This is a genomic window from Streptomyces sp. P13-3-3 (assembly GCF_050571355.1).
Lineage (GTDB): Bacteria > Actinomycetota > Actinomycetes > Streptomycetales > Streptomycetaceae > Streptomyces > Streptomyces althioticus.
The window spans coordinates 787,459-802,899 of sequence record NZ_CP192228.1 but is presented as its reverse complement, the minus strand read 5'-3'; the positions used below and the strand labels follow the sequence as shown (position 1 = coordinate 802,899).

Genomic DNA, 15,441 nt, shown 5'->3' with positions numbered 1-15,441 from the left:
CGACAACGGGGCAGGCCCCCGGCACGGGGGTGCGGGGGCCTGCCTCGGGGCTCGGGCTCGGTGAGGAGCGTCCGGCTCAGTAGCGGTAGTGGTCGGACTTGTACGGGCCCTCGACCTTCACGCCGATGTAGTCGGCCTGGTCCTGGCGCAGCGTGGTGAGCTTGACGCCGAGGGCGTCCAGGTGGAGGCGGGCGACCTTCTCGTCGAGGTGCTTGGGCAGCACGTAGACGCCGGTCGGGTACTCGTCGGGCTTGGTGAACAGCTCGATCTGGGCCAGGGTCTGGTCCGCGAAGGAGTTGGACATCACGAACGACGGGTGACCGGTGGCGTTGCCCAGGTTCAGCAGGCGGCCCTCGGACAGCACGATGATCTTCTTGCCGTCGGGGAACGTCCAGGTGTGGACCTGCGGCTTGATCTCGTCCTTGACGATGCCCGGGGTCTTCGCCAGGCCGGCCATGTCGATCTCGTTGTCGAAGTGGCCGATGTTGCCCACGATCGCCTGGTGCTTCATCTTGGCCATGTCCGAGGCCATGATGATGTCCTTGTTGCCGGTCGTGGTGATGAAGATGTCGGCCGTCTCGACGACCTCGTCCAGCGTGGTGACCTGGTAGCCGTCCATCGCCGCCTGCAGCGCGCAGATCGGGTCGATCTCGGTGATGATCACGCGGGCGCCCTGGCCGCGCAGCGACTCCGCGCAGCCCTTGCCGACGTCGCCGTAGCCGCACACCACGGCCGTCTTGCCGCCGATCAGCGTGTCGGTGGCGCGGTTGATGCCGTCGACCAGGGAGTGGCGGCAGCCGTACTTGTTGTCGAACTTCGACTTCGTCACGGCGTCGTTCACGTTGATCGCCGGGAACAGCAGGATGCCGTCACGCTGCATCTCGTACAGACGGTGCACACCCGTCGTGGTCTCCTCCGTCACACCGCGGATCTCGGAGGACAGCTGGGTCCACTTCTGCGGGCTCTCGGCGAGGGTGCGGTTGAGGAGCTCCAGGATGACCCGGTGCTCGTCGGACTCGGCGGTGTCCGGGGAGGGCGCCTTGCCGTCCTTCTCGTACTCCACGCCCTTGTGGACGAGGAGCGTGGCGTCGCCGCCGTCGTCGAGGATCATGTTCGGGCCGCCGGTGGGGCTGTCCGGCCAGGTCAGCGCCTGCTCGGTGCACCACCAGTACTCCTCGAGCGTCTCGCCCTTCCAGGCGAAGACGGGGACGCCCTGCGGGTTGTCGGGCGTGCCGTCAGGGCCGACGGCGATGGCGGCCGCGGCGTGGTCCTGGGTGGAGAAGATGTTGCAGGACGCCCAGCGGACCCGCGCGCCGAGCGCGACGAGGGTCTCGATGAGGACGGCGGTCTGCACGGTCATGTGCAGGGAGCCGGTGATCCGGGCGCCGGCCAGGGGCTGGGCGTCGGCGTACTCCTTGCGGATCGCCATCAGGCCGGGCATCTCGTGCTCGGCGAGGGTGATCTCCTTGCGGCCGAACTCGGCCAGGGAGAGATCGGCGACCTTGAAGTCCTGTCGGTTGTCGACAGTCGTCATTACGGGCTGCTCCTCGGGTTGGGGCGAGGTGGGTACGGCTGATCTGCGCGGCGGCGGACACAGGAGTGCCCGAGGAGGGCACAGGCATGCCCGCGTACGCGCAGCGCAGTCCGTCGGAGGCCCTCTCTCCCTCGGCCGGTCCGCGGTGGGACCGCCCGACCGCCATCAGCAGCGACGTCTGGCTCCGTCCCAAGCTACACCGACCCGCCCGGCGGTCCCCAGTCCGGCCGCGAACACATCAGGCCGTTCTGGGGCCGCGGTGCGGTCCCGGAACGGCCTGACGGCGGTGTCGGGGGTGGGTCAGTGCGCCTCGTCCGGCTGGGTGGGTCCGCCGGGCGTGGCCTCGGGGTCGGGCCCCTTGGCGGCCTCGGCCTCGCTGTAGATGTCGGGCTCCAGGTAGATCACCCGGGCGATCGGCACGGCGTCGCGGATGCGGGCCTCGGCGGCGTTGATGGCGGCGGCCACCTCGGTGGCGGTGTCGTCGTGCCGCACCGCGATCTTGGCGGCGACGAGGAGTTCCTCCGGGCCGAGGTGGAGGGTGCGCATGTGGATGATGCGGGTGACGGTGTCGCCGTCGACGACGGCGGCCTCGATCTTGCGGGTCTCCTCGACGCCCGCGGCCTCACCGAGCAGCAGCGACTTGGTCTCTGCGGCGAGCACCAGGGCGATCAGGATGAGCAGGACGCCGATGCAGAGGGTGCCGACGCCGTCCCAGACGCTGTCGCCGGTGGCGAGGGCCAGGCCGACGCCGCCGAGGGCGAGGACCAGACCGATGAGGGCGCCGAGGTCCTCCAGCAGGACGACCGGCAGCTCGGGCGCCTTGGCGTGGCGGACGAACTCCTTCCAGGAGCGGCCGCCCCTCAGGCCGTTGGACTCCTTGATGGCGGTGCGGAAGGAGAAGCCCTCGGCGATGATCGCGAAGACCAGCACGCCGACCGGCCAGTACCAGTGCTCCAGCTCGTGCGGGTGCTTGATCTTCTCGTAGCCCTCGTAGAGGGCGAACATGCCGCCGACCGAGAACAGCACGATGGACACGAGGAAGGCGTAGATGTACCGCTCGCGGCCGTAGCCGAAGGGGTGCTCGGGGGTGGCCTTGCGCTGGGCCTTCTTGCCGCCGACGAGCAGCAGTGCCTGGTTGCCGGAGTCGGCGACCGAGTGCACGGACTCGGCGAGCATCGACGAGGAGCCGCTGAAGACGAACGCCACGAACTTCGCTACCGCGATCGCGAGGTTGGCGGCGAGTGCCGCCACGATCGCCTTGGTGCCGCCTGACGCGCTCATGTGTCCGCGTTGTCCCTTCGTACGCCGTGGGGTCCGGGCAGGCGTGTGCGCCCACCGCCGGGCCGTGGTCCGTGCTGTGACGGTGCGCCATTGTTGCAGGACTGCCCGGCGACGGCGCGTCAGGTCGTGGTCATGGCCCGCTCAGAGGACGACGGTGGCCCGGAAGACGGTTCCGGTACCCGAGACCTCGGCCTTCTCACCCGCGGGGACGAACACGGAGTGTCCGGGGGTCAGCTCGTGCTCGCCGGTCCGGACGGCGCCCGCGGTGCACAGCAGGATCTGCGGGGCGTCGAGGGTGAGGTCGTGGGCGGGGGCGCCCTCGGGGAGGACGTAGCGGGAGAGCCGGAACTCGTCGGTGGGGGTCTCGTAGACCTCCTCGTCGTCCGGGCCGGCCTCCGGGCGGAGCACGCCGGGGTCGGCGGCCTCGAAGCGGACGATGCGCAGCAGTTCGGGGACGTCGACGTGCTTGGGGGTGAGGCCGCAGCGCAGGACGTTGTCGGAGTTGGCCATGATCTCGACTCCGAGGCCGTCGAGGTAGGCGTGCGGGACGCCGGCGCCGAGGTACAGGGCCTCGCCGGGCTGGAGCCGGACGTGGTTGAGCAGCATCGCCGCGATGACGCCGGGGTCGCCCGGGTAGTGGTGGGCGATGCCTGCGTAGGGGGCGTACTCGCCGCCGAGGCGGTCGCAGGCGGCGGCCGTCTCCGTGACGGTGCGGGCCATCTCGTCGGGGTCGGCGGTGAGGACGGCGGTGAGCACCTCGCGCAGCGCCGCCTCCTCGGGACTGGCGTGCAGCAGGTCGACGTACGGCTTGAGGGAGTCCACGCCGAGTCCGTCGAGGAGTTCGGCGGCGCGCAACGGGTCGCGGAAGCCGCACAGGCCGTCGAACTCGGTGAGGGCGCAGATCAGTTCGGGCTTGTGGTTGGTGTCCTTGTAGTTGCGGTGCGGGGCGGTGACGGGGACGCCTCGGCGCTCCTCGTCCTCGTAGCCCGCCCGCGCCTGCGTCAGGTCGGGGTGGACCTGGAGGGACAGCGGGGAGCCCGCGGCGAGCAGTTTGAGCAGGAACGGCAGGCGGGGCCCGAACTTGGCGACCGTGGCGGCGCCGAGCTCGCGCTCCGGGTCGGCGTCGACGACCTCGGCGAGCGTGCCCCGGCCGGTGCGTGAGGGGGCGCCGGGGTGGGCGCCCATCCACATCTCCGCCTGCGGTTCGCCGGTCGGCTCGGTGCCGAGCAGCCGCGGGATGGCGGTGGTGGAGCCCCAGGCGTAGGGGCGGACGGTGTTGTCGAGGCGGTCCATGGGGCTCTTCGCGTTCCTTCTGCCGGTTCTCGTGCGGGCGCGCCGGGCCGGGCGTCCGCGCGGGGGTCAGGGGGCCTTCGGCATCATCGGGGTGCCGAGGCGAGCGCCAGGTAAACGGCGGCGAAATCGGTGACGGCGATCAGTTCCGCGAGGGTCTCCAGTTCGCCGCCCTCCTCCGGTTCCAGCTCGCTGATCGGCGTGTCGTGGGTGAGGGCCAGCTCGCGGGCGGCGGGGGCGGCGGTGAGGCCGCCGAGGGGCCGGTCGCGGAGCAGCACCACGCGCGCGTGCAGGGCGGGCGCCTCCTCCACGCGGTCGCGGAAGAAGTCGTCCGGGTCGGCGCCGGCGGCGAGCGGTCCGGCGAGCAGGGCGCTGTGCGCGGCGAGGGCCTCGGGCAGTTCGGCGACGACGGCGGGGGTGCCGGACAGCTCGGCGAGCGCGGCGGCGAAGCGCCGTCCCGCGGGTCCGGCCGAGACGCCCTCGGTCCACACGACGGGCAGGGAGTCGGCGAGTTCGGCGGCGAGGGTCTTGGCCGCGTTGCTGTACGTGACGACGGCGGGCCCGCAGCGTTCGGCGACGGCGTCGAGGCGGTCGGCGACCTTCTGCAGGGTGTCCGGCGGCGCGGTGAGCAGGCCGGTGCGGTCGAGCAGGGCGAGCAGCGGGGTGAGCAGCGCCCACAGCACGCCGGGCGCGGAGGCGGCGAGGGGTTCGTCGTGGTCGTAGGGCGCGACGGCCATGGGGACGAACAGGCCGTGGCTGCCGGAGACGGACTCGGCGAGCGGGGTGCCGGCGGGGGCGACGGCGACGACGGTGAGGCCGCGCCGGTAGGCCTGCTCGGCGAGCAGGGACAGGCCCGGTTCGGTGCCGTCCGGGGTGGCGATCAGCAGCAGGTCCACGGACCCGGCCCAGCCCGGCAGTTCCCAGCGCAGGGCGCCGGCGGCGGGCGCGACGCCGGTGGGGGCGAGGCGGGTGACGGGGCTGCCGGCGCCGGCCAGGGTGCCGAGCAGGTCGGCGGTCTGGGTGGCGGCGGCGCCGGGCCCGGCGATGAGCACGGCGCGGGGGCGGCCGTCGGGCTTCAGGTCCCCCACGCCGGCCTCGGCGGCGTGCCGTGCCGCCGTGCGGACGCGGGCCCCGGCCTCGGCGGCGCCGCGGAGCAGGGCGCGGTGGTCGGCCTCGGCGAGGCCCTCCGGTGAGTCGAGCAGCGATTCGTCGAGCATGGGCGACTGGCTCCGATCGGCGGGGCGGTACGCGGGGGCTCCGGGCGCGGGGGCGGCTTACTCCGGGCGGCGGGCCTCGTCGACGAGGAGGACGGGGATGCCGTCGCGGACCGGGTAGGCGAGCCCGCAGTCCTGGCCGGTGCAGACCAGCTCGGTGTCCCGCTCCTCGAGGGGGGAGTGGCAGGCCGGGCAGGCCAGGATCTCCAGGAGGCCGGCTTCGAGAGGCATGAGGGTCCCTTCACTGGTGGATGTGCTGGTCAGGGTACCGCCGGTGGGGGCCCCGCGGCGGGTCCGGGGCGGTCCGCCCGGGACCCGCCGCCCCGGCCTGCGGAGGGTGCGGCGACTACTGCCTGATCAGGGCGAGGGCCTCGTCGCGGACGCGGATCATGGTGGCCTCGTCGCGGGCCTCGGCGTTCAGCCGCAGCAGGGGTTCGGTGTTGCTGGGGCGGACGTTGAACCACCAGTCGGCGGCGGAGACGGTCAGGCCGTCCAGGTCGTCGAGGGTGACGCCCTCGCGGCCCTCGTAGGCGGCGCGGATCGCGGCGAGGCGGGCGGCCTGGTCGTCGACGGTGGAGTTGATCTCGCCGGAGCCTGCGTAGCGGTCGTACTGGTCGACGAGCGCGGACAGGGTGCCCTGCTGCTCGCCGAGCGCGGCGAGGACGTGCAGGGCGGCCAGCATGCCGGTGTCGGCGTTCCAGAAGTCGCGGAAGTAGTAGTGGGCGGAGTGCTCGCCGCCGAAGATGGCGCCGGTCCTGGCCATCTCCGCCTTGATGAAGGAGTGGCCCACGCGGGTGCGTTCGGGGGTGCCGCCGTTCTCCCGGACGACCTCGGGCACGGACCACGAGGTGATCAGGTTGTGGATGACGGTGCCCGTGCCGCCGTTGCGCGCGAGTTCGCGGGCGGCGACCAGGGCGGTGACGGCGGACGGGGAGACCGGTTCGCCGCGCTCGTCGACGACGAAGCAGCGGTCGGCGTCGCCGTCGAAGGCGAGGCCGAGGTCGGCGCCCTCCTCGCGGACCCGCTTCTGCAGGTCGACGAGGTTGGCCGGGTCCAGCGGGTTGGCCTCGTGGTTGGGGAAGGTGCCGTCGAGCTCGAAGTACATCGGGACGACCGTGAGCGGCAGCCCGGCGAGGACGGTGGGGACGGTGTGGCCGCCCATGCCGTTGCCGGCGTCGACGACGACCTTCAGCGGGCGGATGCCGGTGAGGTCGACGAGGGAGCGCAGGTGGGCCGCGTAGTCGTCGAGGGTGTCGCGGCGGGTGACCGTCCCGGTGGCTACGGCCGGCCGCGGGGCGCCCGTGTCGCTCCACTCCTCGGCGAGGGCGCGGATGTCGGCGAGTCCGGTGTCCTGGCCGACGGGGGCGGCGCCGGCACGGCACAGCTTGATGCCGTTGTACCGCGCCGGGTTGTGCGAGGCGGTGAACATCGCGCCGGGCAGGTCCAGCGCGCCCGAGGCGTAGTACAGCTGGTCGGTGGAGCACAGGCCGATCTCGGTGACGTCGGCGCCCTGGCCGGCCGCGCCGCGTGCGAAGGCGGCGGACAGGCCCGGGGACGAGGGGCGCATGTCGTGTCCGGTGACGACGGCGGTCGCGGAGGTCACCCGCACGAAGGCGGCCCCGAAGAGCTCGGCGAGCGCCTCGTCCCACTGGTCGGGGACGACCCCGCGCACGTCGTACGCCTTCACGATCTGCGAGAGATCAGCAGCCACGGCCAGCCCTTCCGGAGTCCTGTCGGTCACCACAAACTACCCGGAGCGTCCGGCAGGGCCGTCGCGGAGGTTCAGGGCAGCATCCAGCCGAGCACCGCCGTGCTCTGGCCCACCACGATCAGGCACATCACGAGCAGCAGGCCGAGGCTCCAGGGCAGCACCTTGCGCAGCAGGTCGCCCTCGCGGCCCGCGAGTCCGACGGCCGCGCAGGCGATGGTGAGGTTCTGCGGGGAGATCATCTTGCCGAGGACGCCGCCGGAGCTGTTGGCGGCGGCGAGCAGTTCGGGCGAGAGGCCGGACTGCTGGGCGGCGGTGACCTGGAGGGCGCCGAAGAGGGCGTTGGCGGAGGTGTCGGAGCCGGACACGGCGACGCCGAACCAGCCGAGGACCGGGGACAGGAAGGCGAGGCCCGCGCCGGCGGCCGCCACGAAGTGGCCGATGGTGGCGGCCTGTCCGGAGAGGTTCATGACGTAGGCGAGGGCGAGGACGCTGGTCACGGTGAGCAGCGCGAACCGCAGTTCGCGCACGGTCTCCAGCCATTCCCTGACCGCCACGCGCGCGTGGACGCCGAGGACCGCGGCGGTGGCGAGCCCGGCGAACAGCACGAGCGTCCCGCCGGTGGAGACGAGCGGCAGGCTGAACATGTTGCCGCCGACGGGTTCGCCGTCGGGGCCGGCGACGTCCAGCAGCGGCCAGTTCCAGGTCTGGGTGGCGCCGGCGAGCCAGTCCTTGACGGCCGGGATCTGCGCGACGGCGAAGATCGCGACGATCAGCGCGTAGGGCGCGTACGCCCGCACGACCTCGCCGCGCGGGTCGTCGGCGTCCAGTTCCTCGCTGCGGGTGCCGGTGAGGACGGAGGTCCGGACGGACTCGGCGGCGGGCACGCGGGAGTGGGGCACGGCCATCAGGGCGCCCGCGCCGGCGAGGGCGGCGCCGATGTCGGCGAGCTGGGCGGAGACGTAGTTGGACGCGGCGAACTGGGCCACGGCGAAGGCGACGCCGCACACCAGCGCGGGGATCCAGGTCTCGCGCAGTCCGCGCCGGCCGTCGACCAGCCAGACGAGCACGAGCGGCACCACGAGGGCCAGCAGCGGGGTCTGTCGGCCGACGACGGACGCCACGGAGTCCAGCGGCAGCCCGGTGACCTGGGCGAGCGTGACGACGGGGGTGCCCATCGCGCCGAACGCCACCGGCGCGGTGTTGGCGACGAGCGCGACCACGGCGGCGCGTACGGGGTCGAATCCGAGGGCGACCAGCATCACGGCGGAGATCGCGACGGGGGCGCCGAACCCGGCCAGCGCCTCCAGCAGGGCGCCGAAGCAGAACGCGACGACGAGCGCCTGGATGCGGGGGTCGTCGGAGAGCCGGCCGAAGGAGCGGCGCAGGATGTCGAAGTGGCGGGTGCGGACCGTCATCCGGTAGATCCACAGGGCGTTCACGACGATCCACATGATGGGGAAGAGCCCGAAGACGGCGCCCTGGGCGCCGCTGGAGAGCGTCTGGTCCAGCGGCATTCCGTACGCCAGCCAGGCCACCGCGACCGCGGCCGCCAGGCCGATCAGGCCCGCGAGGTGCGCCTTCATCCGGACACCGCCGAGCAGCACCAGCACGATCAGCAGCGGCAGGGCCGCCACGAGGGCGGAGAGGCCGAGCGATCCGGCGACGGGTTCCAGTTCCTGGACGTACACGTGCGCCTCCCGGATTCCGCCATGCGAAAGCGATTTCTCGCTGGGTCACCGGAATGGTCGTGTCCGCGCCAAGCGGGCGTCAATGGGTGTGCGGTGAAGGGATGTGACGGGAGGACCGGAGCGCCCGGCTCAGTTGTCAGGGGAGCGCAGAACCCGCAGGTGGCCGCGGCGGGCGACCTCCATCGGGTCGGCGCCGCGCGCGCCGCCGCCGGCTCCGGCCGCCCGCTCCTGGGGGCGGGCCGCCTCACGCACGGCGTTGGCGAGCGCTTCCAGGTCGTCCCCGCTGGGCTGCGCCGGGGCGGACCCGTCGAGCAGGCGGACGACCTCCCAGCCACGCGGCGCGGTGAGGCGCTCGGAGTGCTCGGCGCACAGGTCGTAGCAATGGGGTTCGGCGTAGGTGGCGAGCGGGCCGAGGACCGCGGTCGAGTCGGCGTAGACGTACGTCAGCGTCGCGACGGCGGGACGGCCGCAGGCGGTGCGCGAACAGCGACGTACAGGGCTCACGACGTTGGACGGTACCGCACTCTTGAGCGGGCCGCGACGACTCTCCACCAGGTCACTCCCCCGTGTCGGGGTGTGAAACGCCCCACATACCCCAGGAAACACACCTCTGTGACCAGGCGGTACGCCGGAACGGCGGCTTTCGGCCGGTTCTGATTGCGGTCACCACTCGGCATAAACACCGTCAAATGCCTTGAGGTGATCGGTCCAGGAGAGATACGGAATCGAGCCCAACCTTGGCTGGAATGGTCAGGTTGTGACATGGCGCGCGGGTCGGCCGGAACGCGCGTGGGCGTGGGGCGGCGCGGCGGCACGACGACTACCCTTCGCAGTGATGGACAGCCCCGTGACTCCTCGCTCCGCAGCCCCCGGGCCCCGACGCCGTGACCGCCACGGCCGGGGCATGCGCGGCCCGATCGCACCGCCCCAGGTGCCGCTGGCCGCCAGCCGCGCGGAGACGTTCGCGGATCTGGTGCAGGACTCGGTGGAGCGTCTTGAGCGGCGCTGGCCGCAGCTCGCCGACATCGATTTCCTGGTGCTGGACGTCCCCCGGCTGGACGGCGCGGCCGGACCCGGCTGGGACGAGACGGTCCCGCTGGGCGGAGCCGTGACGGCGGGCGACGGGCGTCCCGCGCGCGTGGTGATCTACCGGCGGCCGGTCGAGATCCGCTCCAAGGGCCGCGACGAGCGGGCGGCGCTGGTCCACGAGGTCGTCGTCGAACAGGTCGCCGACCTGCTGGGACTCACCCCCGAGACGGTCGACCCCCGGTACGGCGAGGACTGACGCACCGGGGGCCTCGTACGGCTACGGCTGGAGGACGGGCTGCTGGAGGCGGCCGGCGCTGGAGGCGGCTACCGCTGGAGGACGGACAGGTCCTCGGACGCGTCCGGCACCGCCACCACGCCCCGGTCGTCCGGGAGCGGCTGCACCGTGAAGTACGGGACACCGCCCTCCGTCGCGGCGAGGGTGCGCGAGGCGTAGACGGGACCGCCGGACCGCGTCTCGACCGTCAGCGCGTAGCTGCCCTTCAGCCCGGCGGGCACCGGCGCCTCGACGTCCTGCGTCGTCCCCGCCTTGATGCTGTACGTCTTCGTCTGCGGCGTGCCGCCCTTGGTGCCCGCGGAGGCCGTCACCTCGATCTCGGCCCCGCCCTCGGGCGCGGTGACCGAGAGGGTGGTGCCCTTGGCGGTGTTGTCCAGCGCCGTCGCCCGCGTCTCGACCGGGCGCGCCGCCGGGATGAACGCCGACTCCTGCTTGCCCTCCTCGCCGCGCAGCACCCGCACGGCCGCCACGACCGGCACGGAACCGTCCGGCGCCGTCAGCACCAGGGAGCCCGCCTCACCCCGGGTGAGCTCACCCAGGTCGAAGGCGGCGGTCATGCCGCCCTTGAGGTGCAGCGTCTCGTTGCCGGCCGGGGTGATCAGACCGGACGGGGCGGCGAGCCGCACCTTCAGGTCGACGTCGGCGTCCCCGGGCGTGAAGGCGACCAGGCGCACGGCCTTGGCGTCCTTGGGGATGCCGGGCAGGACAAGACGGCCCGACGGGTCGGCCGACGCGGGCAGCCAGTCGCCGCCGGTCTCGTCGTCCAGTGCCTGCACCGCGGCGCCGACCCGGCCGCTGCGCACCACCACGTGCACGGTGACGTCGGTCTGCTTCTCGGCGGTGAGCGTGGACAGCAGCACCGGCTCGGCGGAGCGGGGCTTGACCGTGATGCCCTCCCCCACCGTCGTCTCCAGCTCGCCGTCCTTGCCGTACAGCTCGATGTCGACCACGGCCGCGGAGTCGTCCGGGTTGGTCAGGTGGATGTAGTCGGTGCGGCTGTCGGCCGTGCTGGCGCCGGGGAACCAGAACTGCGTGTCGGCGGCGGAGCAGGCGACGCCCTGGAGCCCGCGGCCGGTGCCCGCGGTGACCTCGGTGGTCTGCTGGGCGGTCCAGCCGGAGGCGAAGCGGCCGTCGGCGGTGCCGACGAGGGCGGGCGCGTCCGCGCCGTCGGCCTCCGCGGCCACCGGCTTGCCGGGCTCCTTGAGCTGAAGGACGGGCTTGCCGCCCTTGTCGTCCTTCGCGGCGTCCTTGTCGCCCTTCTCGTCCTTCTCGGTCTCCTCGTCGCCGGAGGCGTCCTCGCCGTCCTTCTCGCTCTCCTCGTCGCCGGAGGCGTCCTCGTCCGGGGCCGACTGCTGCGCGGCCGACCGGAGCACGGCCGTGCCCTTGTCGTCCGCGCCCTCCGTGACCGGGGTGAACGAGGTGTACGTCGTCTCGGCCAGGTCGGAGGTGCTGGGCCGTGGGCACAGCAGGCCGGTGCGCTCCACGGGCAGGGTGGCCGCCGCCCCGGTGCGCTGCCCGGCGGCCTCGGGGTCGGGCGCCGAGACCGCGGCGAAGCCGGTGACGGCCGCGAGCGCGGTGGCGCCCGCGATCAGGGACAGGGTGGTGCGGTTCACTGCTGGCTCCCGTCAGGACGCTCGTTGCCGTACGAGTCGGGGTTCGTGGCGCCGGGGCCGTGGGGGTCGTACGGGGCGTCGTAGCCCTGCGGGTACGCCGTCCCGTCGTATCCCTGCGGGTACGTCTGGTCGTAGCCCTGTTGCGGGACGCCGTAGCCGTACGGGTCGTACGCGCCGTCCTGCTGGGGGTAGCCCTCCGCCGGGTACTGCTGTCCGCCGTAGCCGTCCGCCGCGTACTGCTGCTGGTAGGGCGCGGCCGCGTAGGCGTTCTCGTCGTAGCCCGCGTTCTGGTACTGGCCCTGGTCCCAGTCGCCGTAGTCGCCCTGGTGCGGGACGGGGGCCGGGGGGTGCTCCGGCGGGGCGGGCACGTCGGCCTCCGGACCGGGGCCGGGCTCGTCCGGCTCCTCCGGGGCGCCGTCGTCGGGGCCGTCGGCCGCCGCGGCGGCGGCCTCCGCCTCGGCCTGGGCGCGCAGGCGGCGGGCGCGGCGGCCCTCTCCGGCCATGACCTCGGCCGGAACGGGCTCCTCCTCAGGCAGGTCGTCGTCGATGTCACGGCTGCGGCCGGGCAGCGCCATGACCACGAGAACCACGGCGAGCGAGCCCTGCGCCCACATCCACAGGGTGTGGGTGAACGGCTCGTCGTAGGTGACGTCCAGGCGCCCGCCGGACGCGGGCAGCTCGAAGCCCTGGGCCCAGCCGTCGACCGTGGTCGGGGTGAGCGCCTTGCCGTCCAGGGTGGCGGTCCAGCCCTCCGCGGCGGAGTCGGCCAGGCGCAGGACGCGGCCCTCCGCGCCGTCCTCGATGTCGGTGTGGATCTCGACCGGTCCGGCGGCCACGGGCTGCGGCTCGCCCTCACCCTCCGCGGGCACGACGGCCGCCCGGGCGACCTGCCGGTCCACCCGCCACAGCGCGCCGCCCGCCTGCTGGCTGAGCCGGCTCAGGCCGGGCGTGGCGTCCAGCACCCGGGTGACCTCGCGCGGGGCTCCCTGGTGCACCAGGACGTAGCGGACGGCGAAGCCGCCGAGCTGGTCGGCCTGGTCGGCGCCGGAGCCGGCGACGAGGTTGGCGACGACCTTGTCGAGCAGTTCGTTCTCGCCGTCCTGGGCGGCGATCTCCGCGTCGCCCATGCGGGCCCCGGAGCCGCGCACCAGGACGTAGGCGACGCGGTCGGCGGAGTCGGTGTCGAGGACCAGGGTGCGGGCCTGGTCGCGGGTGGCGCTCTCCTCGGCGACGAACGCCGGCACCTGCACCGGGTCGCGCCGTTCGACGGGGCCGTCGGCGCCGCGGACCATCCAGCCCACGGCGAGGACGAGCGGGCCGACGGCGCAGGCCAGGGCGATCAGCGCGGCGACCGGCTGGCGCCAGCCGAAGCTCTGCTCGGCGACGCGCGAGCGGGCGCCGTCCGCGCCCAGCGTGCCCGCGGCCAGCAGGGCGATGCCGTAGACGAGGGTGGCGGGGCCCGCCCACGCGGAGCCGTTGGACAGGGCCGCGAAGACGAGGCCCACCAGGGCGGCCGTCCACGCGGTGAGGATCGCCGTGCGGCGCTCGGCGCGCAGCAGGGCGGCCAGCGCGGCGAGGACCAGGCCGATCAGCAGCAGCCCGCCGCCGGTGCCGGGCCCGCCGGGGCTCACGCCGAGCAGGTCGAGCGCGGACGCGGCCGACGCCCCGAACGGCAGCCCGGCCTCCTGGAAGAAGCCGAACGGCAGCAGGGACAGCGACCAGGGGGCGAGCACCAGCAAGGGGCTGCCGAACTGCGCCAGGAAGCGCGGGCCGTAGGTCTTGAGGTCGGCCCTGCGCAGGGCCAGCACGCCGACACCGAGGACCAGCGCCATCGGCCACACGATCGGGGTGAAGGCCGTGGTGAGGGTGAGCAGCAGCGCGTACGCCCAGGTGGCGCGCCAGCTGCCGCGGCCGTCGGGGGCGGTGAGGCCGCTCGCGGCGATGCCGGCGCGGGCGAGGAGGGGCAGCAGCACGGCGAGCACGGCCGTGCCGATGTGTCCCGAGGCCAGGGCGCCGGTCGCCGCGGGCAGGAAGGCGTAGGCGACGGCCGCCCAGGCGCGCAGCAGCCGGGACTCGACGAGCGGGCGGGAGGCGAAGTAGGCGGTGAAGCCGGCCAGCGGCACCGAGCAGACGAGCATCACGGTGACGGCGAGGCCGGTGGAGCCGAGCAGCAGGGTCGCCAGCGCCGCCACGATCGCCAGGTAGGGCGGCGCGGTGCCGGTGCCGCCGGCGCCGACCGCGTGCCAGGCGTCGGTGTAGCGGGCCCACAGGTCGCCCGCCGCGGCGGGCGCGGGCAGCAGGGCGCCGCCGGCCAGCGCGCCGCCGCCGAGGAGCTGACGGCACGCCACCAGCGAGACCAGCAGCAGCATCAGGAAGAGGACCGGTCCCGGCCGGCGGGCGATGCGCTTGAGGCGGGCGAACTGCTCGATCTCGAGGAAGTCGGCGTCGTCGCCGCCGGGTCCGGACTCGATCGCGCTGCCGTGCCGTCCGGCGCCGGAGGCGGCCTCGGGGTCGGAGCGGCCGACGAGGTTGCTCGCGACCTGCTCCACGGTGACGCGGACGGTCGCGCCGGGCGGCGGGAACAGCGGGCGCAGCTCGCCCTTGTCGGCCTGGGGGCTGCCGCGGTCGCGGCGTCCGGCGAGGATGCGCTCGGGTCGCAGCAGGACGCCCATGAGGCCGCGGATCTCGTCGACGGCCTGTCCCGGGGCCTTGCCGACCAGGTAGGCGAGGGTGCGCAGCAGCGTGCCGAGGACGACCCGGAGCAGCACCCAGGGCAGGGCGGCGCTGCGGGCGTTGACGAGGAGGGTGTGGACGGCGCCGGCCTTGTCCACCTTGTGCGGGGAGGCGGCCGTGCGGCCCACGCAGTCGACGGTGCGGCGCTCTCGGGAGGCCGCCTCGGCGTGCCGGACGACCGCCTCGGGCGCGACGAGGACCCGGTAGCCGGCGGCGTTGAGCCGCCAGCACAGGTCGACGTCGTCGCGCATGAGGGGCAGGTGCCGGTCGAAGCCGCCGAGCTGTTCGAAGAGGTCGCGGCGGACGAGCATGCCCGCGGTGGACACGCTCAGCACGGGCCGTACGTGGTCGTGCTGGCCCTGGTCCTGCTCACGGCGGTCCAGGCCCGTCCAGCGGCGGCCGGAGTTGGCGATGGAGACGCCGACCTCGAGCAGCTGCCTGCGGTCGTACCAGCCGCGGAGCTTGGGGCCGACGACGGCGACGTCCTCACGGCCGAGCTCGTACTCGGTCTCCACGACGCGCAGCAGCTCCGCCAGCGCTTCGGGCTCGGGCGCGCAGTCGTCGTGCAGCAGCCACAGCCACTCGACCGGTTCGCCGTACGGCAGTTCGGGCAGGTCGTAGGCGTCGTCGCGCCAGCTGCGGGTGACCGGGTCCCAGCCGCTCGGCCGCTTCAGGTACGGCAGGTCGTCGGGGGTGAGGTGCGGGGCGCCGCGGTGGCACTCCTCGACGGCCTGGCCGAAGCCGGTGCGCCGGGCGAGGTGCAGGACGCGGTCGTCGCCGAGCGCCTCGGTGACCAGCCGGGCGGAGTCGTCGGCGCTGCCGGTGTCGGCGGCCATGACGGACTGGACGGGGCGCTCCTGGCCGAGCAGGCCGGCCAGCGCGTCCGGCAGCCAGCGGGCGCCGTCGTGGGAGACGAGGACCGCGGTCACCACGTGACGCGGGAACTCAGGTGCGGCAGCGGAATCCTGACGGGCTGCCGAGTGGCTGTGCACGGACATCGAGGTACGGGCCCCGGTTCGGTGGACTGTGGGGACGCCCGTGCCCGATGGGGGC

At 73.9% G+C, this 15,441-nt stretch carries 11 protein-coding genes; 1 reads left to right on the top strand and 10 read right to left on the bottom strand.

Annotated features, from left to right (window positions below; all coding sequences use genetic code 11):
* Positions 1–76: 76 nt before the first annotated feature.
* The 8 genes from ahcY to ACQZOG_RS03710 all read right to left on the bottom strand — a co-directional run bounded on the left by ahcY (position 77) and on the right by ACQZOG_RS03710 (position 9,270).
* Complete coding sequence (ahcY, locus tag ACQZOG_RS03745; RefSeq protein WP_037639917.1) at positions 77–1,534, bottom strand: adenosylhomocysteinase; 1,458 nt, start codon at positions 1,532–1,534, stop codon at positions 77–79.
* A gap of 300 nt (positions 1,535–1,834) precedes the next feature.
* The gene (locus tag ACQZOG_RS03740) at positions 1,835–2,815 is read right to left on the bottom strand and encodes a cation diffusion facilitator family transporter (RefSeq protein WP_033276237.1); all 981 of its coding nucleotides are present in this window, start codon (positions 2,813–2,815) and stop codon (positions 1,835–1,837) included.
* A gap of 141 nt (positions 2,816–2,956) precedes the next feature.
* A complete protein-coding gene (gene manA / locus ACQZOG_RS03735; protein ID WP_037639920.1) occupies positions 2,957–4,108 on the bottom strand; it encodes a mannose-6-phosphate isomerase, class I in 1,152 nt (383 codons plus the stop codon).
* Between the two features lie 83 nt (positions 4,109–4,191).
* On the bottom strand, positions 4,192–5,322 hold the full coding sequence (locus ACQZOG_RS03730) for an SIS domain-containing protein (protein WP_033276235.1): 1,131 nt from the start codon (positions 5,320–5,322) through the stop codon (positions 4,192–4,194).
* A gap of 57 nt (positions 5,323–5,379) precedes the next feature.
* Positions 5,380–5,550 (bottom strand): Trm112 family protein, encoded by a 171-nt coding sequence (locus tag ACQZOG_RS03725; RefSeq protein WP_019527105.1) that lies wholly within the window; start codon positions 5,548–5,550, stop codon positions 5,380–5,382.
* Between the two features lie 115 nt (positions 5,551–5,665).
* Positions 5,666–7,030 (bottom strand): phosphomannomutase/phosphoglucomutase, encoded by a 1,365-nt coding sequence (locus ACQZOG_RS03720; protein ID WP_058916691.1) that lies wholly within the window; start codon positions 7,028–7,030, stop codon positions 5,666–5,668.
* 71 nt (positions 7,031–7,101) lie between these two features.
* Positions 7,102–8,718 (bottom strand): L-lactate permease, encoded by a 1,617-nt coding sequence (locus tag ACQZOG_RS03715; protein ID WP_203550695.1) that lies wholly within the window; start codon positions 8,716–8,718, stop codon positions 7,102–7,104.
* 129 nt (positions 8,719–8,847) lie between these two features.
* The gene (locus ACQZOG_RS03710; RefSeq protein ID WP_006134663.1) at positions 8,848–9,270 is read right to left on the bottom strand and encodes a DUF3499 domain-containing protein; all 423 of its coding nucleotides are present in this window, start codon (positions 9,268–9,270) and stop codon (positions 8,848–8,850) included.
* Positions 9,271–9,622: 352 nt separating this feature from the next.
* On the opposite strand from ACQZOG_RS03710, the gene ACQZOG_RS03705 reads away from it, so the two are divergent.
* On the top strand, positions 9,623–10,003 hold the full coding sequence (locus ACQZOG_RS03705; RefSeq protein ID WP_033276232.1) for a metallopeptidase family protein: 381 nt from the start codon (positions 9,623–9,625) through the stop codon (positions 10,001–10,003).
* A gap of 68 nt (positions 10,004–10,071) precedes the next feature.
* On the opposite strand, the gene ACQZOG_RS03700 is transcribed toward ACQZOG_RS03705, so the two are convergent.
* The gene (locus ACQZOG_RS03700; RefSeq protein WP_193456750.1) at positions 10,072–11,655 is read right to left on the bottom strand and encodes a DUF5719 family protein; all 1,584 of its coding nucleotides are present in this window, start codon (positions 11,653–11,655) and stop codon (positions 10,072–10,074) included.
* Complete coding sequence (locus ACQZOG_RS03695) at positions 11,652–15,320, bottom strand: glycosyltransferase (protein WP_430741272.1); 3,669 nt, start codon at positions 15,318–15,320, stop codon at positions 11,652–11,654. Before ACQZOG_RS03695 ends, ACQZOG_RS03700 begins: the two co-directional genes overlap by 4 nt.
* Between the last annotated feature and the right edge of the window lie 121 nt (positions 15,321–15,441).

Bases quoted from the DNA above. Each gene is read 5' to 3' on its own strand.
- ACQZOG_RS03705 (WP_033276232.1), top strand. From the start codon at position 9,623: ATGCGCGGCCCGATCGCACCGCCCCAGGTGCCGCTGGCCGCCAGCCGC.
- ACQZOG_RS03725 (WP_019527105.1), bottom strand. From the start codon at position 5,550: ATGCCTCTCGAAGCCGGCCTCCTGGAGATCCTGGCCTGCCCGGCCTGC.
- manA (WP_037639920.1), bottom strand. From the start codon at position 4,108: ATGGACCGCCTCGACAACACCGTCCGCCCCTACGCCTGGGGCTCCACC.
- ACQZOG_RS03740 (WP_033276237.1), bottom strand. From the start codon at position 2,815: ATGAGCGCGTCAGGCGGCACCAAGGCGATCGTGGCGGCACTCGCCGCC.
- ahcY (WP_037639917.1), bottom strand. From the start codon at position 1,534: ATGACGACTGTCGACAACCGACAGGACTTCAAGGTCGCCGATCTCTCC.
- ACQZOG_RS03730 (WP_033276235.1), bottom strand. From the start codon at position 5,322: ATGCTCGACGAATCGCTGCTCGACTCACCGGAGGGCCTCGCCGAGGCC.